The organism is Pseudomonas sp. DL (genome assembly GCF_047199225.1).
In the GTDB taxonomy this organism is placed as follows: domain Bacteria; phylum Pseudomonadota; class Gammaproteobacteria; order Pseudomonadales; family Pseudomonadaceae; genus Pseudomonas; species Pseudomonas aeruginosa.
On the sequence record NZ_CP178323.1, the window covers coordinates 5,514,219 to 5,539,857 of the forward strand.

22 protein-coding genes are annotated in these 25,639 nt (G+C 65.4%); 7 read left to right on the top strand and 15 right to left on the bottom strand.

Features of this window, described 5'->3' with window-relative positions; all coding sequences use genetic code 11:
* Nucleotides 1-5: 5 nt before the first annotated feature.
* Nucleotides 6-1,925: an ATP-dependent zinc metalloprotease FtsH gene (ftsH, locus tag ACI766_RS25790; protein ID WP_003095200.1), complete on the bottom strand. Its 1,920-nt coding sequence runs from the start codon at nucleotides 1,923-1,925 to the stop codon at nucleotides 6-8.
* Nucleotides 1,926-2,123: 198 nt separating this feature from the next.
* Complete coding sequence (rlmE, locus tag ACI766_RS25795) at nucleotides 2,124-2,747, bottom strand: 23S rRNA (uridine(2552)-2'-O)-methyltransferase RlmE (RefSeq protein WP_003095202.1); 624 nt, start codon at nucleotides 2,745-2,747, stop codon at nucleotides 2,124-2,126.
* Between the two features lie 94 nt (nucleotides 2,748-2,841).
* On the opposite strand from rlmE, the gene yhbY reads away from it, so the two are divergent.
* On the top strand, nucleotides 2,842-3,156 hold the full coding sequence (gene yhbY, locus ACI766_RS25800; RefSeq protein WP_003095204.1) for a ribosome assembly RNA-binding protein YhbY: 315 nt from the start codon (nucleotides 2,842-2,844) through the stop codon (nucleotides 3,154-3,156).
* A gap of 40 nt (nucleotides 3,157-3,196) precedes the next feature.
* Here yhbY and ACI766_RS25805 read toward each other — a convergent pair whose 3' ends face one another.
* The 9 genes from ACI766_RS25805 to grpE all read right to left on the bottom strand — a co-directional run bounded on the left by ACI766_RS25805 (nucleotide 3,197) and on the right by grpE (nucleotide 13,985).
* Nucleotides 3,197-3,604 (bottom strand): DUF4149 domain-containing protein, encoded by a 408-nt coding sequence (locus ACI766_RS25805; protein ID WP_003100510.1) that lies wholly within the window; start codon nucleotides 3,602-3,604, stop codon nucleotides 3,197-3,199.
* Nucleotides 3,605-3,614: 10 nt separating this feature from the next.
* Entirely contained in the window at nucleotides 3,615-4,091 is a 477-nt protein-coding gene (greA, locus tag ACI766_RS25810) for a transcription elongation factor GreA (protein ID WP_003095206.1), read from the bottom strand.
* Nucleotides 4,088-7,309 carry a carbamoyl-phosphate synthase large subunit gene (gene carB, locus ACI766_RS25815; RefSeq protein ID WP_003095207.1) on the bottom strand — a complete coding sequence of 1,074 codons (3,222 nt, stop codon included), beginning with the start codon at nucleotides 7,307-7,309 and terminating at the stop codon, nucleotides 4,088-4,090. Before carB ends, greA begins: the two co-directional genes overlap by 4 nt.
* Nucleotides 7,310-7,328: 19 nt before the next feature.
* Nucleotides 7,329-7,979, bottom strand: a complete 651-nt coding sequence (gene leuE, locus ACI766_RS25820; protein ID WP_003121078.1) for a leucine efflux protein LeuE — start codon at nucleotides 7,977-7,979, stop codon at nucleotides 7,329-7,331.
* A gap of 11 nt (nucleotides 7,980-7,990) precedes the next feature.
* The gene (gene carA / locus ACI766_RS25825; protein WP_003095209.1) at nucleotides 7,991-9,127 is read right to left on the bottom strand and encodes a glutamine-hydrolyzing carbamoyl-phosphate synthase small subunit; all 1,137 of its coding nucleotides are present in this window, start codon (nucleotides 9,125-9,127) and stop codon (nucleotides 7,991-7,993) included.
* Nucleotides 9,128-9,309: 182 nt separating this feature from the next.
* On the bottom strand, nucleotides 9,310-10,116 hold the full coding sequence (gene dapB / locus ACI766_RS25830) for a 4-hydroxy-tetrahydrodipicolinate reductase (RefSeq protein WP_003095210.1): 807 nt from the start codon (nucleotides 10,114-10,116) through the stop codon (nucleotides 9,310-9,312).
* A 56-nt stretch (nucleotides 10,117-10,172) separates the two neighbouring features.
* The gene (dnaJ, locus tag ACI766_RS25835) at nucleotides 10,173-11,306 is read right to left on the bottom strand and encodes a molecular chaperone DnaJ (protein WP_003095211.1); all 1,134 of its coding nucleotides are present in this window, start codon (nucleotides 11,304-11,306) and stop codon (nucleotides 10,173-10,175) included.
* A 115-nt stretch (nucleotides 11,307-11,421) separates the two neighbouring features.
* Complete coding sequence (dnaK, locus tag ACI766_RS25840; RefSeq protein ID WP_003095212.1) at nucleotides 11,422-13,335, bottom strand: molecular chaperone DnaK; 1,914 nt, start codon at nucleotides 13,333-13,335, stop codon at nucleotides 11,422-11,424.
* 89 nt (nucleotides 13,336-13,424) lie between these two features.
* Entirely contained in the window at nucleotides 13,425-13,985 is a 561-nt protein-coding gene (gene grpE / locus ACI766_RS25845; RefSeq protein ID WP_003095213.1) for a nucleotide exchange factor GrpE, read from the bottom strand.
* A gap of 167 nt (nucleotides 13,986-14,152) precedes the next feature.
* Here grpE and recN point away from each other — a divergent pair, with 167 nt between their 5' ends.
* A complete protein-coding gene (gene recN, locus ACI766_RS25850) occupies nucleotides 14,153-15,829 on the top strand; it encodes a DNA repair protein RecN (protein ID WP_003100507.1) in 1,677 nt (558 codons plus the stop codon).
* A gap of 69 nt (nucleotides 15,830-15,898) precedes the next feature.
* On the opposite strand, the gene fur is transcribed toward recN, so the two are convergent.
* Nucleotides 15,899-16,303: a ferric iron uptake transcriptional regulator gene (fur, locus tag ACI766_RS25855; RefSeq protein ID WP_003095216.1), complete on the bottom strand. Its 405-nt coding sequence runs from the start codon at nucleotides 16,301-16,303 to the stop codon at nucleotides 15,899-15,901.
* A 97-nt stretch (nucleotides 16,304-16,400) separates the two neighbouring features.
* Here fur and ACI766_RS25860 point away from each other — a divergent pair, with 97 nt between their 5' ends.
* Nucleotides 16,401-16,931, top strand: a complete 531-nt coding sequence (locus tag ACI766_RS25860; RefSeq protein WP_003109323.1) for an outer membrane protein assembly factor BamE — start codon at nucleotides 16,401-16,403, stop codon at nucleotides 16,929-16,931.
* Between the two features lie 67 nt (nucleotides 16,932-16,998).
* Here the strand turns inward: ACI766_RS25860 and ACI766_RS25865 are convergent, their stop codons facing one another.
* Both ACI766_RS25865 and ACI766_RS25870 read right to left on the bottom strand, forming a co-directional pair.
* Nucleotides 16,999-17,304, bottom strand: a complete 306-nt coding sequence (locus ACI766_RS25865) for an RnfH family protein (protein WP_003125388.1) — start codon at nucleotides 17,302-17,304, stop codon at nucleotides 16,999-17,001.
* The gene (locus tag ACI766_RS25870) at nucleotides 17,297-17,731 is read right to left on the bottom strand and encodes a type II toxin-antitoxin system RatA family toxin (RefSeq protein ID WP_003100497.1); all 435 of its coding nucleotides are present in this window, start codon (nucleotides 17,729-17,731) and stop codon (nucleotides 17,297-17,299) included. The genes ACI766_RS25865 and ACI766_RS25870 overlap by 8 nt, the downstream gene beginning before the upstream one ends.
* A gap of 275 nt (nucleotides 17,732-18,006) precedes the next feature.
* Here ACI766_RS25870 and smpB point away from each other — a divergent pair, with 275 nt between their 5' ends.
* Nucleotides 18,007-18,486, top strand: coding sequence for an SsrA-binding protein SmpB (smpB, locus tag ACI766_RS25875; protein ID WP_003100496.1), 480 nt, complete (start codon nucleotides 18,007-18,009; stop codon nucleotides 18,484-18,486).
* 22 nt (nucleotides 18,487-18,508) lie between these two features.
* Here smpB and ACI766_RS25880 read toward each other — a convergent pair whose 3' ends face one another.
* Nucleotides 18,509-19,282, bottom strand: a complete 774-nt coding sequence (locus tag ACI766_RS25880) for an FCD domain-containing protein (RefSeq protein WP_003095221.1) — start codon at nucleotides 19,280-19,282, stop codon at nucleotides 18,509-18,511.
* A gap of 328 nt (nucleotides 19,283-19,610) precedes the next feature.
* On the opposite strand from ACI766_RS25880, the gene ACI766_RS25885 reads away from it, so the two are divergent.
* From ACI766_RS25885 to ACI766_RS25895, 3 genes are all read left to right on the top strand, one after another.
* Entirely contained in the window at nucleotides 19,611-21,293 is a 1,683-nt protein-coding gene (locus tag ACI766_RS25885) for a lactate permease LctP family transporter (RefSeq protein ID WP_003163444.1), read from the top strand.
* A 154-nt stretch (nucleotides 21,294-21,447) separates the two neighbouring features.
* Entirely contained in the window at nucleotides 21,448-22,593 is a 1,146-nt protein-coding gene (gene lldD, locus ACI766_RS25890) for an FMN-dependent L-lactate dehydrogenase LldD (protein WP_017148603.1), read from the top strand.
* A 66-nt stretch (nucleotides 22,594-22,659) separates the two neighbouring features.
* Nucleotides 22,660-25,476 (top strand): FAD-binding and (Fe-S)-binding domain-containing protein, encoded by a 2,817-nt coding sequence (locus ACI766_RS25895; RefSeq protein ID WP_003123510.1) that lies wholly within the window; start codon nucleotides 22,660-22,662, stop codon nucleotides 25,474-25,476.
* Nucleotides 25,477-25,639 lie beyond the last annotated feature (163 nt).

Below are 25,639 nucleotides of genomic sequence, written 5' to 3' on the forward strand. Positions count from 1 at the left end.
GGCTCTCAGTGCTCGCCGGCCGGCCCACCGATGGGAGGGGTGTTCTCGCGGCGGCCCGACTCTTCCAGGTTGGCCGGCGGGGTGCCGGTACCCGAACCACCCTGCCAGTCACGCGGCTCGCGCGGCACGCGACCGGCCATGATGTCGTCGATCTGGTCGGAGTCGATGGTTTCGTACTTCATCAGTGCGTCGGCCATCATCTCCAGCTTGTCGCGGTTCTCGTCGAGCAGTCGCTTGGCGGTACCGTAGCAGTCGTCGATGATGCGCCGGACTTCCTGGTCGATCATCTTGGCGGTCTCGCCCGACACATTGGCGTGCTGGCTGCCGGCGCTACGGCCGAGGAACACCTCGCCCTCCTCCTCCGCGTACATCAGCGGGCCGAGCTTCTCGGACAGACCCCACTTGGTCACCATGTTTCGCGCCAACTGGGTAGCACGCATGATGTCGTTGGAAGCGCCAGTGGTGACGCCTTCGAAGCCGAGGGTCATCTCTTCCGCGATACGGCCGCCGAACAGCGAGCAGATCTGGCTTTCCAGCGCGCGCTTGGACAGGCTGTAGCGATCTTCCTCGGGGAGGAACATGGTCACGCCCAGGGCGCGTCCGCGCGGAATGATGGACACCTTGTAGACCGGGTCATGCTCCGGCACCAGGCGACCGACGATGGCGTGGCCGGCTTCGTGGTAGGCGGTGTTGCGCTTCTCCTTCTCGGACATGACCATGGTCTTGCGCTCGGCGCCCATCATGATCTTGTCCTTGGCCAGCTCGAACTCGCGCATGTCGACGATGCGCTTGTTGGAGCGCGCGGCGAACAGCGAAGCCTCGTTGACCAGGTTGGCCAGGTCGGCGCCGGAAAAACCGGGCGTACCGCGGGCGATGACGGCAGGATCGACATGGTCGCCCAGCGGCACCTTGCGCATGTGCACCTTGAGGATCTGTTCGCGCCCGCGGATATCCGGCAAGCCGACCACCACCTGGCGGTCGAAGCGACCCGGACGCAGCAGCGCCGGGTCCAGAACGTCCGGACGGTTGGTGGCAGCGATGACGATGATGCCATCGTTCATCTCGAAGCCATCCATCTCCACCAGCAACTGGTTGAGGGTCTGCTCGCGCTCGTCGTGACCACCGCCCAGGCCGGCGCCGCGATGGCGGCCGACGGCGTCGATCTCGTCGATGAAGATGATGCACGGCGCATGCTTCTTGGCCTGGTCGAACATGTCGCGGACACGGGAAGCGCCCACGCCGACGAACATCTCGACGAAGTCGGAACCGGAAATGGTGAAGAACGGCACCTTGGCTTCGCCGGCGATGGCCTTGGCCAGCAGGGTCTTGCCGGTGCCGGGCGGGCCGACCATCAGCACGCCGCGCGGGATACGGCCGCCCAGGCGCTGGAACTTGCCCGGATCGCGAAGGAACTCGACCAGCTCGCTGACCTCCTCCTTGGCCTCGTCGCAGCCGGCGACGTCAGCGAAGGTGGTCTTGACCTGGTCCTCGGACAGCAGGCGCGCCTTGCTCTTGCCGAAGCTCATCGGGCCGCCGCGACCGCCGCCGCCACCCTGCATCTGGCGCATGAAGAACATGAAGACGGCGATGATCACCAGGATCGGGAAGCTGGCGACCAGCAACTGGGTCCAGATGCTCTGCTGTTCGGGCTGCTTGCCCTCGACCACGACGTTGTTGTTGACCAGGTCGCCGATCAGGCCGTTGTCCTGGATCGCCGGGCGGATGGTCTTGAAGGTATCGCCGTCGCTACGCTTGCCGGTGATGACATAGCCATCCACGGTCACTCGCTCGACCTTGCCATCCTTGACCTGCTGGATGAAGTCCGAGTAGTTCAGCGTCTGTGGCTCGCTCGGGCTCGAGAAATTGTTCATCACGGTCACCAGTACCGCCGCGATGATCAGCCACAGAATCAGATTCTTTGCCATGTCGTTCAATTGACTACCCTCTGAAGCCGGCTCCGTCCTGGAAACCGCTTCACACGACGGCCAGACTCCTTCCGGCCAAAAGTACTACACAAGCGCCCGCGCACGCAGGCGTTGTCTGTAACCCTTTATGAACCCTCGCCCGTCCCGGCACAACAGGTCATCGACCAATAGACAGGCTATAGGGTCAATCATTCCAGTCTATTCCCCGCGAAAGCCGCGTGCGAGCAGATACTGTTCCCGCGAACGATCACGCGACGACAGGGGCTTGCGCATCTGTACCTTGTCGAACATTTCCCGGGCCTGCTTGTGGTACTGGTCGAAACCTTCGCCCTGGAAGATCTTGATCAGGAAATCGCCGCCCGGCCGCAGCACACGGCCGGCCAGGTCCAGCGCCAGTTCGCAGAGATACATGGCGCGCGGCTGGTCGGCGGCCCGCACTCCACTCATATTGGGGGCCATATCGGAAATCACAAGGTCTACCGGATGGTCGCCGATCGCCTCGAGGATCCGCGCGAACACCGCGTCCTCGGTGAAGTCGCCCTGGATGAAGGTGACGTCGGGGATGCTGTCCATCTCGAGGATGTCCGAAGCGATCAGCCGGCCGCGGTCGCCGATCACCCGGCTGGTGACCTGCGACCACCCGCCCGGCGCGGCGCCCAGGTCGACCACGGTCATGCCCGGACGCAGGATGCGGTCCTTCTCCTGGATCTCCAGCAGCTTGTAGCTGGCGCGCGAGCGATAGCCATCGCGCTGGGCCATCTTCACGTAGGGATCGTCGAAATGTTCTTTCAGCCAACGCTGGCTGGTTTTGGAGCGGGCCACGGAATACCTCTTCGGGCACCCCCGGTCGGCGGGGGCAGCATCACTTGGACTAAAACTGGGGTAAAATAGACGACTTTTTCCCAGGGGTCTGATTATGGCGCTCACTCAAGAGCAGAAGAAACAGTTCAAATCTATCGGTCACCACCTGAAACCGGTATTGATCGTAGCCGAGAACGGCTTGACCGAAGGCGTTCTCGCCGAACTCGAGCGCGCACTCAACGATCACGAACTGATCAAGGTGAAACTGGCGCTGGCCGAGCGCGACGATCGCCGCGCCCTGCTCGACGAACTCTGCGCGCAGTCGCGCAGCGACCTGGTGCAAAGCATCGGCAAGATGGCGCTGGTCTATCGGAAGAACCCGAAGCCGAACAAGAATCTCTCGAACATCAGCCGTTTCGCCGGCATCTGATGTCCCATCCAACCAAGGTCGGGAAACTTCCCGACCTGGTTCAGACGTATTCCTCGTCCCGCCCCGGTACCGGCTGCAACACCAGCAGCAGGCCACACATCGCCACCGCCAGGTAGTTGAACAGCAGCCAGCGCACCGCCTCGGGCGCCAGCCCACGCACCAGGAAGTACACCAGGCAGAGCAGCGCGACGGCGAGCAACAGCTGACCGCGAAGGTCTCGCCAGAGGCTCCTCGGCCCGTGGCTCGACACCAACACCAGCGCCTGCAGCACCGCACAGAATCCGGCGAAGCCGATCAGCAGCGGCGTCAACGCCGCGGCTACGGTTTCCACCAGCAACGGCGCCAGTCCGGTCTTGGCCAACGCAGGCAGGACCACGAACTGCAGCAACCAGAGGCCGCCGACCCAGAACGTCTGGGCCAGCAGCCAACTGATCGCGCCTGCGCGCAACGGAGCGCGCTTAGATATGGCGAACCTCGACGATCTCGTACTCGACGTCGCCGCCCGGGGTTCTCACCAGCACGGCATCGCCCTCGGTCTTGCCGATCAGCGCACGGGCGATCGGCGAATTCACCGAGATCTTGCCACCCTTGATATCCGCCTCGTCGTCGCCGACGATCTGGTAGGTCACGGTCTCGTCGGTCTCGACGTTGGCGATGTCGACGGTGGTGCCGAAGATCACCTTGCCGCTGTGCGGGATGGCAGTGACATCGATGACCTGGGCGTTGGACAGCTTGGCCTCGATGTCGCGGATACGCGCCTCGACCATGCCCTGCTGTTCGCGCGCCGCATGGTACTCGGCGTTTTCCTTGAGGTCGCCCAGTTCACGCGCTTCGGCGATGGCCTGGCTGATCTGCGGGCGCAGCACGCCCTTCAGGTGTTTCACTTCTTCTTCCAGGGCGCGGGCGCCCTGGACGGTCATGGGGAACTTGCTCATGCCTTGATTCCTGCGTGGAGATCCTGCAGACGCCGAACGGTCTTCTCGGGACCGAACTTGAGCGCCTCACAGATCGCCTGCCCACCCGCAATAGTGGTGGTGCAGCAGATCTTGTGCTGCAGGGCGTTTCGACGAATGGAGTAGGAGTCAGCGATGGACTGCCGGCCCTCGGTGGTGTTGATGATCAGGGTGACCTCGTCGTTCTTGATCATGTCCACCACGTGCGGGCGACCTTCGGTCACCTTGTTCACGCGACGCACCGGCAGGCCTGCGGCCTCGATGACACGCGCGGTACCGGCGGTGGCTACCACTTCGAAGCCCAGCGCGACCAGGTCGCCAGCCACCTGGGCGGCGAACGGCTTGTCGTCTTCGCGGACGCTGATGAAGGCGCAACCGGCGGTCGGGAGAATCTCGCTGGCCCCCAACTGAGCCTTGGCAAAGGCTTCGGCAAAGCTATCACCGACGCCCATCACTTCACCAGTGGACTTCATTTCCGGGCCGAGGATCGGATCGACGCCGGGGAACTTGGCGAACGGGAACACCGCTTCCTTGACGCTGAAGAACGGCGGGATGATTTCCTGGGTGAAGCCGACCTCGGCCAGGGTCTTGCCGGCCATGACGCGGGCGGCGACCTTGGCCAGCGACTCGCCGACGCACTTGGAGACGAACGGCACGGTACGCGAGGCGCGCGGGTTGACCTCGATGACGAAGATATCCTCGCCCTGCACCGCCATCTGCACGTTCATGAGGCCGACCACGCCAAGCTCCAGGGCCATTTTCTTGACCTGCTCGCGGATCTCGTCCTGGATGTGCTGCGGCAGCGAGTACGGCGGCAGCGAACAGGCGGAGTCGCCGGAGTGAACGCCAGCCTGCTCGATGTGCTGCATGATCGCGCCGATCACCACGATCTCGCCGTCGCATACCGCGTCGATGTCGACTTCGATGGCGCAGTTGAGGAAGTGGTCGAGCAGCACCGGGCTGTCGTTGGAAACCTGCACCGCCTCGCGCATGTAGCGCTTGAGTTCTTCTTCCTGGTAGACGATTTCCATCGCCCGCCCGCCCAGCACGTAGGACGGGCGTACCACCAGCGGATATCCGATGGCCTTGGACGCGGCCAGGGCCTCGTCTTCGCTGCGCGCGGTGGCGTTGGCCGGCTGGCGCAGGTTCAGGCGCTGGACCATCTGCTGGAAGCGCTCGCGGTCTTCGGCACGGTCGATGGCGTCCGGACTGGTGCCGATGATCGGCACGCCGGCCTCTTCGAGGGCGCGGCAGAGCTTCAGCGGGGTCTGGCCGCCGTACTGGACGATCACGCCCTTGGGCTGCTCGACGCGGACGATCTCAAGGACGTCCTCGAGGGTCACCGGCTCGAAGTACAGGCGGTCGGAGGTGTCATAGTCGGTGGAGACGGTTTCCGGGTTGCAGTTGACCATGATGGTCTCGTAGCCGTCTTCGCGCATCGCCAGCGCCGCGTGCACGCAGCAGTAGTCGAACTCGATGCCCTGGCCGATGCGGTTCGGACCGCCGCCGAGGATCATGATCTTCTCGCGGCTCGACGGGTTGGCCTCGCACTCTTCCTCATAGGTCGAATACATGTAGGCGGTGTCGGTGGCGAACTCGGCGGCGCAGGTATCGACGCGCTTGTAGACCGGCAGTACCTTCAGCTTGTGGCGATGGCTGCGCAGGTTCTTCTCGGTGACGCCGAGCAGCTTGGCCAGGCGCGCGTCGGAGAAGCCCTTGCGCTTGAGCTTGTACATCAGCTCGCGATCGATGGAGGACAGGCCGAGGGTCTTGACCTTCTCCTCGTCCTTGACCAGGTCCTCGATCTGCACCAGGAACCATTCGTCGATGCGGGTCAGCTCGAACACTTCCTCGACGCTCTTGCCGGCGCGGAAGGCGTCGGCGACGTACCAGACACGCTCGGCGCTGGGCACGGTCAGCTCGCGCTTGAGGATGCTGTCGGCCTCCGGGTCGTTCAGGTCGAGCTTCGGATCGAAGCCGGTGGCGCCGACTTCCAGGCCGCGCAAGGCTTTCTGCACCGACTCCTGGAAGGTCCGGCCGATGGCCATGACTTCGCCGACCGACTTCATCTGGGTGGTCAGGCGGGCATCGGCTTTCGGGAATTTCTCGAAGGCGAAGCGCGGGATCTTGGTCACCACGTAGTCGATGGCCGGCTCGAACGACGCCGGGGTGCGACCGCCGGTGATGTCGTTCTGCAGTTCGTCGAGGGTGTAGCCGACCGCCAGCTTGGCGGCGATCTTGGCGATCGGGAAACCGGTGGCCTTGGAGGCCAGGGCCGAGGAGCGGGAAACCCGCGGGTTCATCTCGATCACCACCATGCGCCCGGTGTTCGGGCAGATGCCGAACTGCACGTTGGAACCGCCGGTTTCCACGCCGATCTCGCGCAATACCGCCAGCGAGGCGTTGCGCATGATCTGGTATTCCTTGTCGGTCAGGGTCTGCGCCGGTGCCACGGTGATCGAGTCACCGGTGTGCACGCCCATCGGGTCGAAGTTCTCGATGGAGCAGACGATGATGCAGTTGTCCTTCTTGTCGCGGACCACCTCCATCTCGTATTCCTTCCAGCCGATCAGCGACTCGTCGATCAGCAGCTCGTTGGTCGGCGACAGGTCGAGGCCACGGGCGCAGATCTCTTCGAACTCTTCACGGTTGTAGGCGATACCGCCGCCGGTGCCGCCCATGGTGAAGGACGGACGGATGATGCAGGGGAAGCCGACCTGCTCGAGCACGCCGTAGGCCTCCTCCATGCTGTGGGCGATGCCCGAGCGCGGACAGGCCAGGCCGATATCCTTCATCGCCTTGTCGAAGCGCGAGCGGTCCTCGGCCTTGTCGATGGTATCGGCATTGGCGCCGATCATCTCCACGCCGAACTTCTCCAGCACGCCGTGGCGCTCCAGGTCCAGGGCGCAGTTCAGCGCGGTCTGGCCGCCCATGGTCGGCAGCAGCGCGTCGGGGCGTTCCTTCTCGATGATCTTGGCCACGGTGGCCCACTTGATCGGCTCGATGTAGGTCGCGTCGGCCATCGCCGGATCGGTCATGATGGTCGCGGGGTTGGAGTTCACCAGGATGACGCGGTAGCCCTCCTCGCGCAGGGCCTTGCAGGCCTGGGCGCCGGAGTAGTCGAATTCGCAGGCCTGGCCAATCACGATGGGGCCGGCACCGAGGATCAGGATGCTCTTTATGTCTGTACGTTTTGGCATGGGACTCTCGTTGCAATAATCAGGACAGGGTTGCGGTGGCCAGCTTCACACCAAAGCCGACGAACAGGGCGCCGACGCCCGAAGTGGCGCCGGCAGCCAACCGTTGCCGCCGGCGGAACCAGGCCGCCAGCCGCACACCGGTGAAAATCAGGAAGCTCAGGTAAAGGGCGCTGACCAGTTCCAGGATCACCGCCAGCACCAGGAACGACAGCCCCGGATAGGCATAGCCGGGATCGACGAACTGGATGAAGAAGGAGATGAAGAACAGGATCGCCTTGGGATTCGACAGGCTGAGCAGCAGCGCCTTGCGGAACGGCTGGTGGACATCCACCTTTTCGGCCTGCGCCGCCGTCGCCTCGGGATTGCGCAGCTTGCGCCAGGCGCCCCGCAGCATGCCGACGCCGAGATAGAACAGGTAGGCCGCACCGAGGTACTTCAGGCCGATGAACAGCATCGGCTCGGCCTTCAGCAGGGAGGCCACACCGAGGGCCGACAGCAGCATCAGCACCGCGTCTCCGAGGAACACGCCGCAGGCGGCCCGGTAGCCGGTCGCCACGCCACGCTGGGCCGAAGTCGCGAGGACGAACAACGAGTTCGGTCCGGGCAACAGGATCACGAAAACCACACCCAGCACGTAGGTCCAGAAATCGGTTATCCCCAGGGTCGGCATGGCTCTGCTCCTCAGCGACGCTCGGCCATCGCCGAGATGAAGCGGTCGAACAGCGGGGCGACGTCATGCGGACCGGGGCTCGCCTCGGGGTGGCCCTGGAAGCTGAAAGCGACCTTGTCGGTGCGCTCGATACCCTGCAGGGTACCGTCGAACAGCGACTTGTGAGTGGCTCGCAGGTTGTCCGGCAGGGTGCTCTCGTCGACCGCGAAACCGTGGTTCTGGCTGGTGATCATCACCACGCCGCTGTCCAGGTCCTGCACCGGGTGGTTGGCGCCGTGGTGCCCGTGGCCCATCTTCAGGGTCTTGGCGCCAGAGGCCAGGGCCAGCAACTGATGGCCGAGGCAGATGCCGAACACCGGGATCTCGGTATCGAGGAATTCGCGGATCGCCTGGATCGCGTAGTCGCACGGTTCGGGGTCGCCGGGGCCGTTGGAAAGGAAGATGCCGTCAGGGTTCAGCGCCAGCACTTCGCTGGCCGGTGTCTGCGCCGGCACCACGGTCAGGCGGCAGCCGCGCGCCACCAGCATGCGTAGGATGTTCAGCTTCACGCCGTAGTCGTAGGCCACCACGTGATACGGCAGTTCACCGGCCGGGATCTCCGGATGACTGTCGCTTTCCAGGTTCCAGACGCTGGAGCGCCACTCGTAGCGCTCGGCGGTGGTGACCTCCTTGGCCAGGTCCATGCCCTTCAGGCCGGGGAAGGCGCGAGCCAGCTCCAGCGCGCGTTCCTCGGTAGCGTCGGCACCAGCCAGGATGCAGCCGTTCTGCGAACCCTTCTCGCGGAGGATGCGGGTCAGGCGACGGGTATCGATGCCGGCGATGGCGACGGTGCCGTTGGCTTTCAGGTAGTCAGGCAGCGACTGCTTGCTGCGCCAGTTGCTGGCGATCAGCGGCAGGTCGCGGATGATCAGGCCGGCGGCCCAGACGCGGTTGGCCTCGGCGTCTTCCGGGGTGGTACCGGTATTGCCGATGTGCGGGTAGGTCAGGGTGACGATCTGCTGGGCGTAGGAAGGATCGGTAAGGATTTCCTGGTAGCCGGTCATGGCGGTGTTGAACACCACCTCGCCAACGGTCTGGCCGTCGGCACCGATGGCTTCACCGCGAAAAATGCTGCCGTCGGCAAGTGCAAGTATGGCTGGCTTAGTCAAGAAGACCTCCCGTAAATCAAGCCTGACTGGTCGCGCAGGTGTAAAAAAGCGGGATGACACCGTGAAGAGTCATCCCGCTTTTTTTCGATTCATGCTGCGCTGCTTTTAGTGGACACACTAAAGCTGTAGTTTACAGAATCGCGACATTCCGGTCCACCAATAAGACGACGTGCGGCAGCGCCTCAGCGTAGGCCGAGCACATCCTGCATGTCGTACAGGCCGTTCTCCTTGCCCTCCAGCCACAGCGCCGCACGCACCGCGCCACGGGCGAAGGTCATGCGGCTGGAAGCCTTGTGGGTGATCTCCACGCGCTCGCCCTCGGCGGCGAACAGCACGGTGTGGTCGCCCACCACGTCGCCGGCGCGCACGGTGGCGAAGCCGATGGTTTCCCGCGCCCGCGCGCCGGTCTGCCCCTCGCGTCCGTAGACCGCCACTTCCTGGAGGTCCCGGCCGAGCGCCTGGGCTACCACCTCGCCCATGCGCAAGGCGGTGCCGGACGGCGCATCGACCTTGTGCCGGTGATGGGCCTCGATGATCTCGATATCCACTTCGTCGCCCAGCACCCGTGCCGCAGTATCCAGAAGCTTCAGGCAAAGGTTCACGCCGACGCTGAAGTTGGCAGCGAAGACGATCGGGATATCCTTCGCCGCTTCGGCCAGCAGCAGCTTCTCGTCGGCGCTGAAGCCGGTGGTGCCGATGACCATCGCGCGGCGCGCCTTGCGGCACTGCTCGATGTTCTTCAGGGTTACGGAGGGATGGGTGAAGTCGATCAGGACGTCGAACTCCTCGCAGACCTTGCCCAGGTCCCCGGACAGCGGCACGCCGATCCGGCCGAGACCGGCCAGCTCGCCGGCGTCCGCCCCCACCAGGGTGCTATCCGGACGATCCACCGCCGCCGTCAGCCCGGCGGCACCGCCGGTCTGCTGAACGGCCTCGATCAGGTTCTTGCCCATGCGCCCGGCGGCGCCCACTACGGCTATACGTCGCATAAAACCACTCCACGCGGAACCCGGACGCGGCTGTCAGGCCGCGCCCATGGCTTTGTTTATAGGTCGTCGAAGAAACGCTTCATGCCTTCGAACCAGCCACTGGCCTTGGGCGAATGCGAGGTGTCGCTCTGCAACGACTTGCGGAACTCCTCGAGCAGCTCGCGCTGGCGCTTGTCCAGGTTCACCGGGGTTTCCACCACCACCTTGCACATCAGGTCGCCGGCGCCGCCGCCGCGCACCGGGGCCACGCCCTTGCCGCGCAGGCGGAACAGCTTGCCGGTCTGGGTGCTTTCCGGAATCTTCAGCTTGACCCGGCCATCCAGGGTCGGCACTTCCAGCTCGCCGCCCAGCGCAGCGTCGGCGAAACTGATCGGCACTTCGCAGTACAGATGCTTGCCGTCGCGCTGGAAGATCGGGTGCTCGCGCACATTGACCACCACGTACAGGTCGCCCGCCGGACCACCCATGCTGCCGGCCTCGCCTTCGCCGGTGAGGCGGATGCGGTCGCCGGTGTCGACGCCGGCCGGCACCTTCACCGACAGGGTCTTCTGCTCTTCCACGCGCCCCTGGCCATGGCAGGAGCCACAGGGATCGGAAATCATCTTGCCGGTGCCGTGGCAGCGCGGGCAGGTCTGCTGGACCGAGAAGAAGCCCTGCTGCATGCGCACCTGGCCGATACCGCCGCAAGTGGTGCAGGTGACCGGTGTGGTGCCGGGCTTGGCGCCGCTGCCGTTGCAGGTCTTGCAACCGACCAGGGTCGGCACGCGGATGGTGACGGTGGTGCCACGTACCGCCTCCTCCAGGTCGAGGTCCAGGGTGTAGCGCAGGTCCGCGCCGCGCTGCGCGCCGCCGCGCGAGCCACCGCGGGCACCGCCGCCACCGAAGAAATCGCTGAACACATCGCCGAAGATGTCGGAGAAGCTCGCCCCGCCGAAACCGGCGCCAGCGCCCCCACCCATATTCGGATCGACGCCGGCATGGCCGTACTGGTCGTAGGCCGCCCGCTTGCTGGCATCGGAGAGGACCTCATAGGCCTCGTTGGCCTCCTTGAACTTGTCCTCGGCTTCCTTGTCGCCAGGATTGCGGTCCGGGTGGTATTTCATCGCCAGGCGGCGGTAGGCCTTCTTCAGGTCCGCCTCGCTGGCGCCACGCTCAACCCCCAGAACCTCGTAAAAGTCTCGTTTCGCCATAACCTTTCCGTCTCAATTAAGGACCCTCCAGACACGCCAACGCGGGAGCAGGCTCCCGCGTGGCGGATCATGCGTACCGGCCTGGCCGGCACGCGGGGCAGAAGCAAGCCGGGGCTTACTTGTTGTCCTTGACCTCTTCGAACTCGGCGTCCACCACGTCGTCAGCGGCTTTCGCCTGCTCGCCCTGGGGAGCGTCTTCGCCCTGCTGGGCCTGTTCGGCGTACATCTTCTGCGCCAGCGGGGTGGAAGCCTGGGACAGAGCGTTCATCTTGGCCTCGATCTCGGCCTTGTCGTCGCCCTTCACCGCCGCTTCCAGCTCGCCCAGCGCCTTCTCGATGGTCGCCTTGTCCTCGGCGGTGGCCTTGTCGCCCGCCTCGGTGATCATCTTGCGGGTCGCGTGAACCAGCGCGTCGCCCTGGTTGCGAGCGGCAGCCAGTTCCTCGAACTTGCGGTCCTCCTCGGCGTTCGCCTCGGCATCGCGGACCATCTGCTGGATCTCATCCTCGGACAGGCCGGAGGATGCCTTGATCACGATGGACTGCTGCTTGCCGGTGGCCTTGTCCTTCGCCGAGACGTGCAGGATGCCGTTGGCATCGATATCGAAGGTCACCTCGATCTGCGGCACGCCGCGCGGAGCCGGCGGAATGTCGGCCAGGTCGAACTTGCCCAGCGACTTGTTCTGCGCGGCCTGCTTGCGCTCGCCCTGCAGCACGTGGATGGTCACCGCGCCCTGGTTGTCGTCGGCGGTGGAGAACACCTGCGACTTCTTGGTCGGGATGGTGGTGTTCTTCTCGATCAGACCGGTCATCACGCCGCCCAGGGTCTCGATGCCGAGGGTCAGCGGGGTCACGTCGAGCAGCAGCACGTCCTTCACGTCGCCGGCCAGGACCGCACCCTGGATGGCGGCACCGACAGCCACGGCTTCGTCCGGGTTGACGTCCTTGCGCGCTTCCTTGCCGAAGAACTCGGCAACGGTCTTCTGTACCAGCGGCATGCGGGTCTGGCCGCCGACCAGGATCACTTCATGGATATCGGAAACATCCAGGCCGGCATCCTTCAGCGCGGTGCGGCACGGCTCGATGGTGCGCTGCACCAGGTCTTCGACCAGGGACTCCAGCTTGGCGCGGGAAACCTTGACGTTCAGGTGCTTCGGACCGCTCGCGTCGGCAGTCACGTACGGCAGGTTGACGTCGGTCTGCTGGGTCGAGGACAGCTCGATCTTGGCTTTCTCGGCCGCTTCCTTCAGACGCTGCATGGCCAGCGGGTCGCCCTTCAGGTTGATGCCGCTTTCCTTCTTGAACTCGTCGACGAGGTAGTCGATCAGGCGGATGTCGAAGTCTTCGCCGCCGAGGAAGGTGTCGCCGTTGGTGGCCAGCACTTCGAACTGGTGCTCGCCGTCGACTTCGGCGATCTCGATCACCGACACGTCGAAGGTACCGCCGCCCAGGTCATAGACGATCACGGTGTGGTCGCCCTTGGCCTTGTCCAGGCCATAGGCCAGCGCCGCCGCGGTCGGCTCGTTGATGATCCGCTTGACGTCGAGGCCGGCGATGCGGCCGGCGTCCTTGGTGGCCTGGCGCTGGCTGTCGTTGAAGTAGGCCGGAACGGTGATCACCGCTTCGGTGACCGGCTCGCCGAGGTAGTCTTCGGCGGTCTTCTTCATTTTCTTCAGCACTTCGGCGGAAATCTGCGGAGGCGCCATCTTCTGGCCCTTCACTTCCACCCAGGCGTCGCCGTTGTCGGCCTTGACGATGCTGTACGGCACCATCTGGATGTCTTTCTGAACCACGTTCTCTTCGAAGCGACGACCGATCAGGCGCTTCACCGCATACAGGGTGTTCTGCGGGTTGGTGACCGCCTGGCGCTTGGCCGGCTGGCCCACCAGGGTTTCGCCATCGTTGGTGTAGGCGATGATCGAGGGGGTGGTACGCGCGCCCTCGGCGTTCTCGATGACCTTGACGTTACCGTTCTCCAGGATAGCCACGCAGGAGTTGGTGGTACCCAGGTCGATGCCAATGATTTTGCCCATATTCACTCTCCAGAAACTTTGATTCCGTGCGACCCGCCCGTGGGTCTCGTGCTCGGTTGACTACCCAGATGGGGTCGTCGCGTCGAATTTCAAGCCTGCTCGTCGATGGACGGCGGGGTTTCCGCCGGCGCCTTGCTGACTACCACCATCGCCGGACGCAGCAGGCGGCCGTTGAGCAGGTAGCCTTTCTGGAACACCTTGAGGACACTGCCCGGCTCGGCCGAAGCGCTTTCCTGCATGGCCATCGCCTGGTGCTGCTCGGGGTTGAAAGGCTCGCCTTCCGGGTTCAGCGCCTCCACCTGGTAGCGGCGCAGGGTGTCGTCGAACATCTTCAGGGTCAGTTCCATCCCTTCGCGCATCGGCTTGATCGCCTCGTCGTTGGGATCGGACATCTCCAGGCCGCGCTCGAGGGTGTCGACCACCGCCAGCAGGTCGCCGGCGAATTTCTCCAGCGCGAACTTGTGCGCCTTCTCGACATCCTGCTCCGCACGCCGGCGTACGTTCTGCAGATCCGCGACCATGCGCAGCGCCTGGTCCTGGGCGGCAGCCAGCTGCTCCTCCAGTTCCTGCACGCGGGCGGTCAGGTCCTCGGCGGCGCCGGTGGGCTGCTCGGGGGTCTGTTGATCCAGGGTCTGCTGTTCGTCAGCCATGCCACTCTCCTTCAAAAATAAGCTGGCAAATACAAGGCGAACGCATAAGTTCGCAACGTTGCCGGCTATATGGGGACGGCTTTCCACGGTTCAAGGGGCGAGCGGCAATTGCCAGCCGGAAAAAATACTGTATAAATAACCAGACAAAACCCACGGAGCCGCCCGCCATGCTGGTTCACCTGTCCGTTCACAACTACGCCATCGTCGAGCACCTGGATCTCGAACTCGCTACCGGCATGAGCGTGATCACCGGCGAAACCGGCGCGGGCAAGTCGATCATGCTCGACGCCCTCGGCCTTACCCTCGGCGACCGCGCCGACAGCGGCGCGGTACGTCCCGGAGCGGACAAGGCCGACATTCTCGCCAGCTTCGACGTCAGTGCCATCGCCGAGGCCCGCGACTGGCTCGCCGAGCGCGACCTGGAACAGGACGGTCCGTGCATCCTGCGCCGGGTGATCACTGCCGAAGGTCGCTCGCGTGCCTACATCAACGGCACGCCTTGCCCGCTGGGCGACCTGAAGAGCCTGGGCGAACTGCTGATCGACATCCATAGCCAGCACGAGCACCAGTCGCTGCTGAAGAGCGAGACCCACCGGCGCCTGCTCGACGAGTATGCCGGCTGCCAGGAGCTGGCGCGCCAGGTGCAGCTCGCCGCGCAACGCTGGAAGCAGACCAGCCAGGAACTCGAACGCCTGTCGCGTAGCGGCGACGAACAGCGCGCCCGCCACCAGTTGCTCAGCTACCAGCTGGAAGAACTGGAAAACCTGTCCCTCGGCGAAAACGAACTGGAAAGCCTGGAGCAGGAGCAGAAGACCCTGAGCAACGCCGAAAGCCTGCTCGCCGCCTGCCGCCAAGTCGTGGAAATGTGCAGCGAGAGCGATGCCGGCAACGTCCTTTCCGCGCTCAATGCCAGCCTCAACCGCCTGACCTCGTTCAGCGGCCAGCCCGCCGCTCTCGGCGAAGCGGTCAATCTGTTGTCCAGCGCGCAGATCCAGGTCGAGGAGGCGATCGGCGAACTGAACCGCTTCGTCGACCACTTCGATGCCGATCCCAATCGCCAGCAGCAGGTCGAGGAGCGCCTGGACGTCATTTACTCCCTGGCGCGCAAGCACCGGGTCCAGCCCGCCGAACTGGCCGACCTGCAGCAGCGCCTGTTCGACGAGCTCGAGGCGCTGAACGCCGACGACGAAGCGGTCGGACGCCTGGGCGACGAGCTGGCCGCCTACGCCCGGCATTACCAGGAAAAAGCCGAAGAACTGAGCCGCCTGCGCCAGGCCGCGGCCGCACCTCTTGCCGCCAGCGTGGAGCAGGAAATGCAGCGCCTGGGCATGCCCGGGGGGCGCTTCGCCATCGTCCTGCATCCCGGCGACAGCGCCGAGCCGCAGGCCAACGGACTGGAAAGCGTGGAGTTCCTGGTCAGCGCCAACCCCGGGCAGCCGCTGAAAGGGCTGGCCAAGGTCGCCTCGGGCGGCGAACTGTCGCGGATCAGCCTGGCGATCCAGGTGATCACGGCACAGACCTCGCGCATCCCCACCCTGGTCTTCGACGAAGTCGACGTCGGCATCGGCGGCCCCACCGCCGAAGTGGTCGGACAGTTGCTGCGCCGCCTCGGCGAACGCGGCCAGGTCCTCACCGTGACCCACTTGCCGCAGGTCGCCGCCCAGGGCCACCAGCACCTGTTCGTGCACAAGGAACGCGGCAGCAGCGAAACCCGTACGGCGGTCGCCACCCTGAACAAGGCCCAGCGGATCGAGGAGATCGCCCGCATGCTCGGCGGCGTCGACCTGACCAAGGAATCCCTGGCCCACGCGAAGAAACTGGTCAACCTGGCCGCCCAGAACTGAACGTTCCTTCAATGGAAAATGAAAACGGCGACCCCAGGGTCGCCGTTTTCGCATGGAACCGTTGCGCGACTACTTCTTCTTGCGCACGTAGAGCACCAGATTGTGATCGACCAGCTCGAAGCCGCGCTCGCGGACGATTTCCTTCTGGCGCTTCTCGATTTCCGCATCCATGAACTCGATCACCTCGCCGGTATCGACGCAGACCATGTGGTCGTGGTGGCCGCTATCGGCGAGCTCGAACACGGCATGGCCGCCATCGAAGTTGTGACGCACCACCAGGCCGGCGGCCTCGAACTGGGTCAGCACCCGATAGACGGTTGCCAGGCCCACGTCCTCGCCTGCTTCCATCAGCGCCTTGTACACGTCTTCGGCGCTCATGTGGCGTTGCTCGGCCGAGTCGAGCATCTGCAGGATCTTGACCCGCGGCAGGGTCACTTTAAGGCCGGCTTTTCGAAGTTCGCTATTTTCAACCATGTCTGCTTTCTCAGCGCGGGATGTTTCGCAGTATCCCGGAATACGGGTATGATCGGGCTTTTATTTGCCCAGCCAAGATAGTGGAAGTCGCTCACCGATGCAAAACGCCAAGCTCATGCTGACCTGTCTCGCTTTCGCGGGGCTTGCCGCACTCGCCGGTTGCTCGTTTCCTGGCGTCTATAAAATCGACATCCAGCAAGGCAACGTCGTAACGCAGGACATGATAGACCAGTTGCGCCCCGGAATGACCCGACGCCAAGTGCGGTTTATCATGGGCAACCCGCTCATCGTCGATACCTTCCACGCCAATCGTTGGGACTACCTCTACAGCATCCAGCCGGGCGGCGGTCGTCGCCAGCAGGAGCGCGTCAGCCTGTTCTTCAACGACAGCGACCAGCTGGCCGGCCTGAACGGCGACTTCATGCCCGGCGTCAGCCGCGACGAAGCGATCCTCGGCAAGGAAGGCAGCACCACCGTCACCCAGCCGGCCGACCAGCAGAAACCGGAAGAGCAGAAAGAAGAGCCGCCGAAACCGGGCTCCACCCTGGAACAGCTCCAGCGCGAAGTGGACGAAGCCCAGCCGGTACCGGTTCCGACTCCCGAACCTCTGGACCCCAGCCCGCAATGACGGCTGGCGTTCCACGAAAAAGCCCGGCATTCGCCGGGCTTTTTCATTTCCGCAGGAAACCCCTCGGCTAACCGCCTTCGCGTTCGCTCCGGGCCCGTGCGGCACGCTGCTTGCGCACCTCCTTGGGATCGGCGATCAGCGGGCGGTAGATCTCCACCCGTTCGCCGGCCTCCAGCACTCGCTCCTCCGGGCGTGCCAGGAGCTTGCCGAAGATACCCAGCGGGCAACCTTGCACATCCAGCCCTGGAAAGGCCTCGCCGATGCCGGAGAGCAGCACGGCCTCGCGTGCGCTGGTACCTGCCGGCACGCTCAGGCGCAGTAACGCCTGTCGCTCCGGCAGCGCGTAGACCACCTCGACGGCGATCTCAGCCATAGAGTTGCTTGGCGCGCTGGCAGAACGCGTCGACCATGGTGTTGGCGGCCTGGGTGAACAGCGGCCCGAGGGTCGCCTTGACCAGCGGCCCGGCGTAATCGAAGGTCAGGTCGAGGGTGATCTTGCAGGCCTTCTCGCCCAGCGCCTTGAACTGCCAGACGCCATGCAGTTCGGTGAACGGTCCGTTTTCCAGGTTCATCTCGATGGAAGCTCCCGGCACCAACACGTTGCGGGTGGTGAAGCGCTGGCTGAGGCTACCCTTGGCCACGGTCAGCTCGGCGCGCATCAGGCTTTCGCTCTCCTCCAGGACCTGGCTGGCCGAACACCAGGGCAGGAACTCCGGATAGCGCTTCACGTCGTTCACCAGATCGAACAGCGCGCGGGCGGGATAAGGCAACAGCGCCGAACGCTGGATATGGGTGCTCATAGAACTCTCACTTCTGCTGTCGAGCGGGCGACTCCCCAAGCATAGCCGGCGGGACGGCGGCATCCGCCACGGCGGCGCGCTGCGCCCGTCGACCGGGGCCAGGGTTCGGCAGAAAAAACGCTCAGCGCAGCCTGACGCCACTTGAAGACTTTTCTTACAAAACCTTGGCCAGCGGCCAGGAAAAGAGTGGGCATTGTCCGAAATTCACCTCTATCCCTCAAGCGCGACGCCGCCCCATAGCGGTGAAGCCGGCGACTCCCTATAATGCGCCGCCTATGGCTAAGCAGAAGAAACACCCTTCGGGGACCATCGCGCAGAACAAGAAGGCTCTGCACGACTATTTCATCGAACAACGCTTCGAGGCGGGCGTCGCCCTGGCGGGCTGGGAAGTGAAAAGCCTGCGCGCCGGCAAGGCCCAGCTGGTCGACAGCTACGTGCTGCTCAAGGATGGCGAGGCCTGGCTGCTCGGCAGCCACATCACGCCCCTGACCACCGCCAGCACGCACGTGATCGCCGACCCGGTGCGCACGCGCAAGCTGCTGCTGCACAAGCGCGAACTGGGCAAGCTGTTCGGCGCCGTGCAACAGAAGGGCTACGCCTGCGTCGCCCTGTCGATGTACTGGAAGAAGCACCTGGTCAAGTGCGAGATCGCCCTGGCCAAGGGCAAGAAGGACTTCGACAAGCGCCACACCGAGAAGGAGCGCGACTCCGATCGGGAGATCCAGCGCGCCATGCGCCACGGCAAGGACGACTGAGCGCGTCCCGGCCCGCGCCTCGCTAGTCTTCCTGCACGCTGCGCCGGCGCTGCGAGCGCTTCATCCTGCGCGCCTCTTCCTGGACCTCCGCCAGGACCTCCTGCACATAGTGGATGTGCTGGTTGGACACCTCCCGGGCCAGCTCCGCCTGACCGCTGATGATCGCGTCGTATAGGCGCTGGTGCTGCTCCATCAGTTGCGCGCGGGTTTCCGTGCGCTGCGCGTACATCCCGCCGATATTGGTCACCACGTTGCGCCGCAACAAGTCGAACAGGCCCTTGATGGTGTGCAGCAGCACGGTGTTGTGGCTGGCCTCGGCGATCGCCAGGTGGAAGCGCGCGTCGGCGGCGCCCTCTTCCGCGCTGACCTGGTCGTTGCGCGCATAGCAGGCCTGGAGCGCCTCGAAGGCCTCGGTCAGGCGCTGGTGATCGAGGGAGGTCGCACGCAGCGCCGCGTAGTAGGCACAAGACCCTTCCAGCGTGTGGCGAAACTCCAGCAGGTCGCGCTGGGCCTCCGGGTTACCTTCCAGCAGGTGCAGCAGCGGATCGCTGAAAGTCGCACCCAGCGATTCGGTCACATAGTTGCCGCCACCCTGGCGGCTGACCAGCAGCCCCTTCGCCACCAGTTTCTGGATCGCCTCGCGCAGCGACGGCCGGGAAACCCCGAACTGCTCGGCAAGCACGCGCTCGGCGGGCAGCCGCTCGCCGGACTTCAGCGTGCCCTCCAGGATCATCGCCTCCAGTTGCGCAACGATGTCATCCGACAGACGGCGCTGCCTGACCTGACCAAATTCCATATCCCGACACCCTTACCCGAAGTTTCGTCGCAAAGCCTCTGCCATGCGCCCAGCGCGAAAAAGAGAGGAAGCGTACCGAGCCGCTCCCCGCACCACAAGCGAGGCGCCACGAGCCCCGCACGAGCATCCTTAGACAAAAGTCGTAGACGGGCAAATTGACACGCCGAACGCTCGACTCTTAACCTGAGCGCTCGCTTTTGTAAATTGGTCTTACCAATTATGCGAGCTTTGCCAGGTTCGGCTGCCCAGCGCCCTTGCACACACAGGTCTTGGCGCGTATCCGATCTGGTCACAGGCAAACCCAACAACAATTAGGGAGCCAACCCCCATGCAAGCCTGGCAACAACTCTATACCCCCCTGGGCAGTCTCGGCCTGTCGGCCGCCGCGGCCGTCATCCCGATCGTGTTCTTCTTCCTCGCCCTGGCGGTATTCCGCCTCAAGGGCCACATCGCCGGCAGCATCACCCTGGCGCTGGCCATCGCGGTGGCCATCTTCGCCTTCCACATGCCCGCCGACATGGCCTTCGCCGCCGCCGGCTACGGCTTCCTCTACGGTCTCTGGCCGATCGCCTGGATCATCGTCGCCGCGGTCTTCCTCTACAAACTGACGGTGAAGAGCGGCCAGTTCGAGGTGATCCGCAGCTCGGTGCTGTCGATTACCGGCGACCAGCGCCTGCAGGTACTGCTGATCGGCTTCTCCTTCGGGGCCTTCCTCGAAGGCGCCGCCGGTTTCGGCGCGCCGGTGGCGATCACCGCCGCCCTGCTCGTCGGCCTCGGCTTCAATCCGCTCTACGCCGCCGGCCTGTGCCTGATCGCCAACACTGCGCCGGTGGCCTTCGGCGCACTGGGCATCCCGATCATCGTCGCCGGCCAGGTGACCGGCATCGACGCCTTCAAGATCGGCGCCATGACCGGCCGCCAACTGCCGTTCCTGTCGATCCTGGTACCGTTCTGGCTGGTGTTCATGATGGACGGCTGGCGCGGCATCCGCGAAACCTGGCCGGCCGCCATCGTCGCCGGCGGCAGCTTCGCCATCACCCAGTACCTGACGTCCAACTTCATCGGCCCGGAGTTGCCGGACATCACCTCGGCACTGGTCAGCCTGGTCTCCCTGACCCTGTTCCTCAAGGTCTGGCAGCCGCAGGGCGCCAGCGAAGCGCTCGCCGCAGGCGGCGGCGCGGCCGTGGCCGGTGGCGGCTTCGGCGGGCAACGCAGCGTCGAACCGTCCGCCTACAGCTTCGGCGAGATCCTCAAGGCCTGGTCGCCGTTCCTGGTGCTCACCGTACTGGTGACCATCTGGACCCTGAAACCTTTCAAGGCCCTGTTCGCCCCGGGCGGCGAGCTCTACTGGCTGGTGTTCAACTTCGCCATCCCGCACCTCGACCAACTGGTGGTCAAGGGCGCACCGATCGCCACCAGCGCCACGCCGATCGCCGCGGTATTCAAGTTCGACCCGATCTCCGCCACCGGCACGGCGATCTTCCTCTCGGCGTTGGTATCGATGCTCATCCTGCGCATTGGAACGAAAATTGGTATTACCACTTTCAAGGAAGTCCTGGTGGAGCTGAAGTGGCCGATCCTGTCCATCGGCATGGTCCTGGCCTTCGCCTTCGTCACCAACTACTCGGGCATGTCCACCACCCTGGCCCTGGTCCTGGCCGGTACCGGCGCGGCGTTCCCGTTCTTCTCGCCGTTCCTCGGCTGGCTGGGGGTATTCCTGACCGGTTCGGATACGTCCTCCAACGCCCTGTTCAGTTCCCTGCAGTCGACCACCGCGCACCAGATCGGGGTCAGCGACACCCTGCTGGTGGCCGCCAATACCAGCGGCGGCGTGACCGGCAAGATGATCTCCCCGCAATCCATCGCCGTGGCCTGCGCCGCGACCGGGATGGTCGGCAAGGAATCCGACCTGTTCCGCTTCACCCTGAAGCACAGCCTGATCTTCGCCGCGCTGGTCGGACTGATCACCCTGGCCCAGGCATACCTATTCACCGGCATGCTGGTGCACTGACCGCGCCCTGATCGGCCGCGCGTCGGCGATACTGCGCAGGAAATGGCCCGGGGAGGCTCGCCTACGATCGTAGGCCCGGCTCCCTTGGCCATTTCCGCCGTATCCCGCTCCACTGCGCTCGATGCAAAACCTTTCGACACAACGGAAGAGCCCAATGATCATTTCCGCTTCCACCGACTACCGCGCCGCCGCCCAACGCAAGCTGCCGCCGTTCCTCTTCCACTACATCGACGGCGGCGCCTACGCCGAGTACACCCTGCGCCGCAACGTCGAGGACCTGTCGGCCATCGCCCTGCGTCAGCGGGTGCTGAAGAACATGTCCGAGCTGAGCCTGGAAACCCGCCTGTTCGACGAGACCCTGGCGATGCCGGTGGCGCTCGCCCCGGTCGGTCTCACCGGCATGTACGCCCGCCGCGGCGAGGTCCAGGCGGCGCGCGCGGCGGCGGCGAAGGGCGTGCCCTTCACCCTGTCGACGGTATCGGTGTGCCCGATCGAGGAGGTCGCCCCGGCCATCGACCGGCCGATGTGGTTCCAGCTCTACGTGCTGAAGGACCGCGGCTTCATGCGCAACGCCCTGGAGCGGGCCAAGGCCGCCGGCGTCACCACCCTGGTGTTCACCGTCGACATGCCGGTCCCCGGCGCCCGCTACCGCGACGCCCATTCCGGCATGAGCGGCCCCTACGCCGCGCCGCGCCGCATCCTGCAAGCCATGACCCACCCGGCCTGGGCCTGGGACGTCGGCCTGCTGGGCAAGCCCCACGACCTCGGCAACATTTCCGCCTACCGCGGCAACCCGACCGGACTGGAGGACTACATCGGCTGGCTGGGCGCCAACTTCGACCCGTCGATTTCCTGGAAGGACCTGGAGTGGATCCGCGAGTTCTGGGACGGCCCGATGGTGATCAAGGGCATCCTCGACCCGGAGGATGCCAGGGATGCGGTGAAGTTCGGCGCCGACGGCATCGTCGTCTCCAACCACGGCGGGCGCCAGCTCGACGGCGTGCTGTCCAGCGCCCGCGCGCTGCCGGCGATCGCCGATGCGGTGAAGGGCGAACTGGCGATCCTTGCCGACTCCGGCATCCGCACCGGTCTCGACGTGGTGCGGATGATCGCCCTCGGCGCCGACAGCGTGCTGCTCGGCCGCGCCTTCGTCTACGCCCTGGCCGCCGCCGGCGAGGCCGGGGTGAGCAACCTGCTCGAACTGATCGAAAAGGAAATGCGCGTGGCCATGGTCCTCACCGGGGCCAAGTCGATCGGCGAGATCAGCGCTGACTCGCTGGTCCGCGAACTGGGCGCCTGAGACGCCCACCAGAAAAGCCTGAAAACGCCCGGGGCGTGACCGTCGTCCCAGGGCCGAGGAAAGCCGATGAGCCTGCCGATTCCCTTTCTCGAGACCGTCGAGCGGCTGATACCGCGCGAACGCCGCTTCGACGACCCGCTGTCGACCCTGGCCTTCGGCACCGACGCCAGTTTCTACCGGTTGATTCCCAAGCTGGTGCTGCGCGTCGAAAGCGAGGACGAGGTCGCCGCGATCCTATCCGCCGCCTACCGCGAGCAGGTCCCGGTGACCTTCCGCGCCGCCGGCACCAGCCTCTCCGGCCAGGCCATCAGCGACTCGGTGCTGCTCGTCCTCGGCGACAACTGGAACGGCCGGGAAATCCGCGCCGACGGCGCGCAGATCCGCCTGCAGCCGGGTGTCATCGGCGCCCAGGCGAACGCCTGGCTGGCGCCGTTCGGCCGCAAGATCGGTCCCGACCCGGCCTCGATCAACGCCTGCAAGATCGGCGGCATCGTCGCCAACAACGCCAGCGGCATGTGCTGCGGCACCGCGCAGAACAGCTACCACACCCTCGCCGGCCTGCGCCTGCTGCTGGCCGACGGCACCCGTCTGGACAGCGAGGACCCGGCCAGCGTCGCGGCCTTCCGCGCCAGCCACGGCGAGCTGCTGGAACGGCTCGCCGAACTCGGCCGCGAGACCCGCGCCAACGCCGAACTGGCCGCGAAGATCCGCCACAAGTACCGGCTGAAGAACACCACCGGCCTGTCGCTGAACGCGCTGGTCGACTACGACGAGCCGCTGGACATCCTCACCCACCTGATGGTCGGCTCCGAGGGCACCCTCGGCTTCATCAGCGCGGTGACCTACGACACCGTCCCGGAACACCCGCACAAGGCCTCGGCGCTGCTGGTTTTCCCCACGGTGGAAACCTGCTGCACGGCGGTCGCGGTGCTCAAGCGCCAGCCGGTCTCGGCGGTGGAACTGCTCGATCGGCGCAGCCTGCGCTCGGTTGAGAACATGCAGGGCATGCCGGAATGGGTGAAGAGTCTTTCCGCCGGTGCCTGCGCCCTGCTCATCGAGTCCCGCGCGGCGAGCCGCACGCTGCTGCACGAACAGCTCGGGCGGATCATGGCCTCCATCGCCGAATATCCGCTGGAGAAGCAGGTCGACTTCAGCGAAGACCCGGCGGTCTACAACCAGCTCTGGCGCATCCGCAAGGACACCTTCCCGGCTGTCGGCGCGGTGCGCGAGACCGGCACCACGGTGATTATCGAGGACGTCACCTTCCCCGTCGAACGACTGGCCGAGGGAGTCAACCGCCTGATCGAGCTGTTCGACAAGCACCGCTACGATGAGGCGATCCTCTTCGGCCACGCGCTGGAGGGCAACCTGCACTTCGTCTTCACCCAGGGCTTCGACTCGCCCGAGCAGATCGCCCGCTACTCGGCGTTCATGGACGACGTGGCGCACCTGGTGGCGGTGGAGTACGGCGGCTCGCTGAAGGCCGAGCATGGCACCGGGCGCAACATGGCGCCGTTCGTCGAGCTGGAGTGGGGCGAGGACGCCTATCGCTTGATGTGGCAGCTCAAGCGCCTGCTCGACCCGCGCGGCATCCTCAACCCGGGTGTGGTCCTCAGCGACGACCCGCAGAGCCACCTGAAGAACCTCAAGCCGCTGCCGGCTGCCGACGAGATCGTCGACAAGTGCATCGAGTGCGGTTTCTGCGAACCGGTCTGCCCGTCGCGCGGACTGACCCTAACGCCACGCCAGCGCATCGTCCTGTGGCGCGACATCCAGGCGAAGAAGCGCGCCGGCGTCGACACCACGGCGCTGGAGCGCGACTACCGCTACCAGGGCATCGACACCTGCGCCGCCACCGGCCTATGCGCCCAGCGCTGTCCTGTGAACATCAACACCGGCGAGCTGATCCGCAAGCTGCGCGGCGCCGACGCCCGCCACGCCGAAGGCGCCACCTGGCTGGCGCGCAACTTTGCCGGAGCCATGCGTGCTGCGCGCTTCGCCCTGCTCGCTGCCGACGGCGCCCGGCGCCTGCTTGGCGCGCCCCTGCTGGCCAGGGCCAGCCGCGGCCTCAGCCAGGCCAGCGGCGGCCGCGTGCCGCAATGGACGCCGGCGCTGCCGCAGCCGGTACGCCTGGCGCCGCCGACCGCCCCGCTCGACGACGAGCGGCCGAGGGTGGTCTATCTCGCCGCCTGCGTCTCGCGTGCCATGGGCCCGGCCTTCGGCGACGAAGAGCGCGAGCCGCTGCTGGACAAGACCCGCCGTCTACTGGAAAAGGCCGGCTACCAGGTGGTGTTCCCGGATAACCTGGACAACCTCTGCTGCGGCCAGCCGTTCGCGTCCAAGGGGTATGCGAAGCAGGCCGACGACAAGCGCGACGAGCTGCTCGCCGCCCTGCTCCAGGCCAGCCGCGGCGGCCTCGACCCGATCTACTGCGACACCAGTCCCTGCACCCTGCGCCTGGTCCAGGGTCTGGACGATCCGCGGCTGCAGATCCACGACCCGGTGAAATTCATCCGCAGTCACCTGCTCGATCGCCTGGAGTTCATCCCGCAGGACAAACCGGTAGCGGTGCACGTCACCTGCAGCACCCAGCACCTCGGCGAGAGCCAGGCGCTGATCGACCTGGTCGGCCGCTGCACCCGCAAGGTGGTGATCCCGGAAGGCATCCACTGCTGCGGCTTCGCCGGCGACAAGGGCTTCACCACGCCGGAACTGAACGCTCACTCCCTGCGCAGCCTGAAGGATGCCGTGCAGTTCTGCGAGGAAGGCGTATCCACCAGCCGTACCTGCGAGATCGGCCTCAGCGAGCACGGCGGGATCGACTACCGCGGGGTGGTCTACCTGGTGGACCGGGTGACGCAGGCGAAGGGCGCGCCTCGGTAGGGCGAATAACCACTCGCGGTTGTCCGCCGGGCCATGCTCCGCAGAAGCGGCGGATAGCGCCGCTGGCGCTATTCGCCCTACCTCACGACTCCCACCGGTAGGGCGAATAACCGCTCGCGGTTATCCGCCGGGCCATGCTCCGCAGAAGCGGCGGATAGCGCCG

Coding starts and splice junctions, on each gene's coding strand:
- ftsH (WP_003095200.1), bottom strand. CDS start 1,925: ATGGCAAAGAATCTGATTCTGTGGCTGATCATCGCGGCGGTACTGGTG.
- yhbY (WP_003095204.1), top strand. CDS start 2,842: ATGGCGCTCACTCAAGAGCAGAAGAAACAGTTCAAATCTATCGGTCAC.
- greA (WP_003095206.1), bottom strand. CDS start 4,091: ATGAGCAAGTTCCCCATGACCGTCCAGGGCGCCCGCGCCCTGGAAGAA.
- carB (WP_003095207.1), bottom strand. CDS start 7,309: ATGCCAAAACGTACAGACATAAAGAGCATCCTGATCCTCGGTGCCGGC.
- leuE (WP_003121078.1), bottom strand. CDS start 7,979: ATGCCGACCCTGGGGATAACCGATTTCTGGACCTACGTGCTGGGTGTG.
- dapB (WP_003095210.1), bottom strand. CDS start 10,116: ATGCGACGTATAGCCGTAGTGGGCGCCGCCGGGCGCATGGGCAAGAAC.
- dnaJ (WP_003095211.1), bottom strand. CDS start 11,306: ATGGCGAAACGAGACTTTTACGAGGTTCTGGGGGTTGAGCGTGGCGCC.
- dnaK (WP_003095212.1), bottom strand. CDS start 13,335: ATGGGCAAAATCATTGGCATCGACCTGGGTACCACCAACTCCTGCGTG.
- grpE (WP_003095213.1), bottom strand. CDS start 13,985: ATGGCTGACGAACAGCAGACCCTGGATCAACAGACCCCCGAGCAGCCC.
- recN (WP_003100507.1), top strand. CDS start 14,153: ATGCTGGTTCACCTGTCCGTTCACAACTACGCCATCGTCGAGCACCTG.
- fur (WP_003095216.1), bottom strand. CDS start 16,303: ATGGTTGAAAATAGCGAACTTCGAAAAGCCGGCCTTAAAGTGACCCTG.
- ACI766_RS25860 (WP_003109323.1), top strand. CDS start 16,401: ATGCAAAACGCCAAGCTCATGCTGACCTGTCTCGCTTTCGCGGGGCTT.
- ACI766_RS25865 (WP_003125388.1), bottom strand. CDS start 17,304: ATGGCTGAGATCGCCGTCGAGGTGGTCTACGCGCTGCCGGAGCGACAG.
- ACI766_RS25870 (WP_003100497.1), bottom strand. CDS start 17,731: ATGAGCACCCATATCCAGCGTTCGGCGCTGTTGCCTTATCCCGCCCGC.
- smpB (WP_003100496.1), top strand. CDS start 18,007: ATGGCTAAGCAGAAGAAACACCCTTCGGGGACCATCGCGCAGAACAAG.
- ACI766_RS25880 (WP_003095221.1), bottom strand. CDS start 19,282: ATGGAATTTGGTCAGGTCAGGCAGCGCCGTCTGTCGGATGACATCGTT.
- ACI766_RS25885 (WP_003163444.1), top strand. CDS start 19,611: ATGCAAGCCTGGCAACAACTCTATACCCCCCTGGGCAGTCTCGGCCTG.
- lldD (WP_017148603.1), top strand. CDS start 21,448: ATGATCATTTCCGCTTCCACCGACTACCGCGCCGCCGCCCAACGCAAG.
- ACI766_RS25895 (WP_003123510.1), top strand. CDS start 22,660: ATGAGCCTGCCGATTCCCTTTCTCGAGACCGTCGAGCGGCTGATACCG.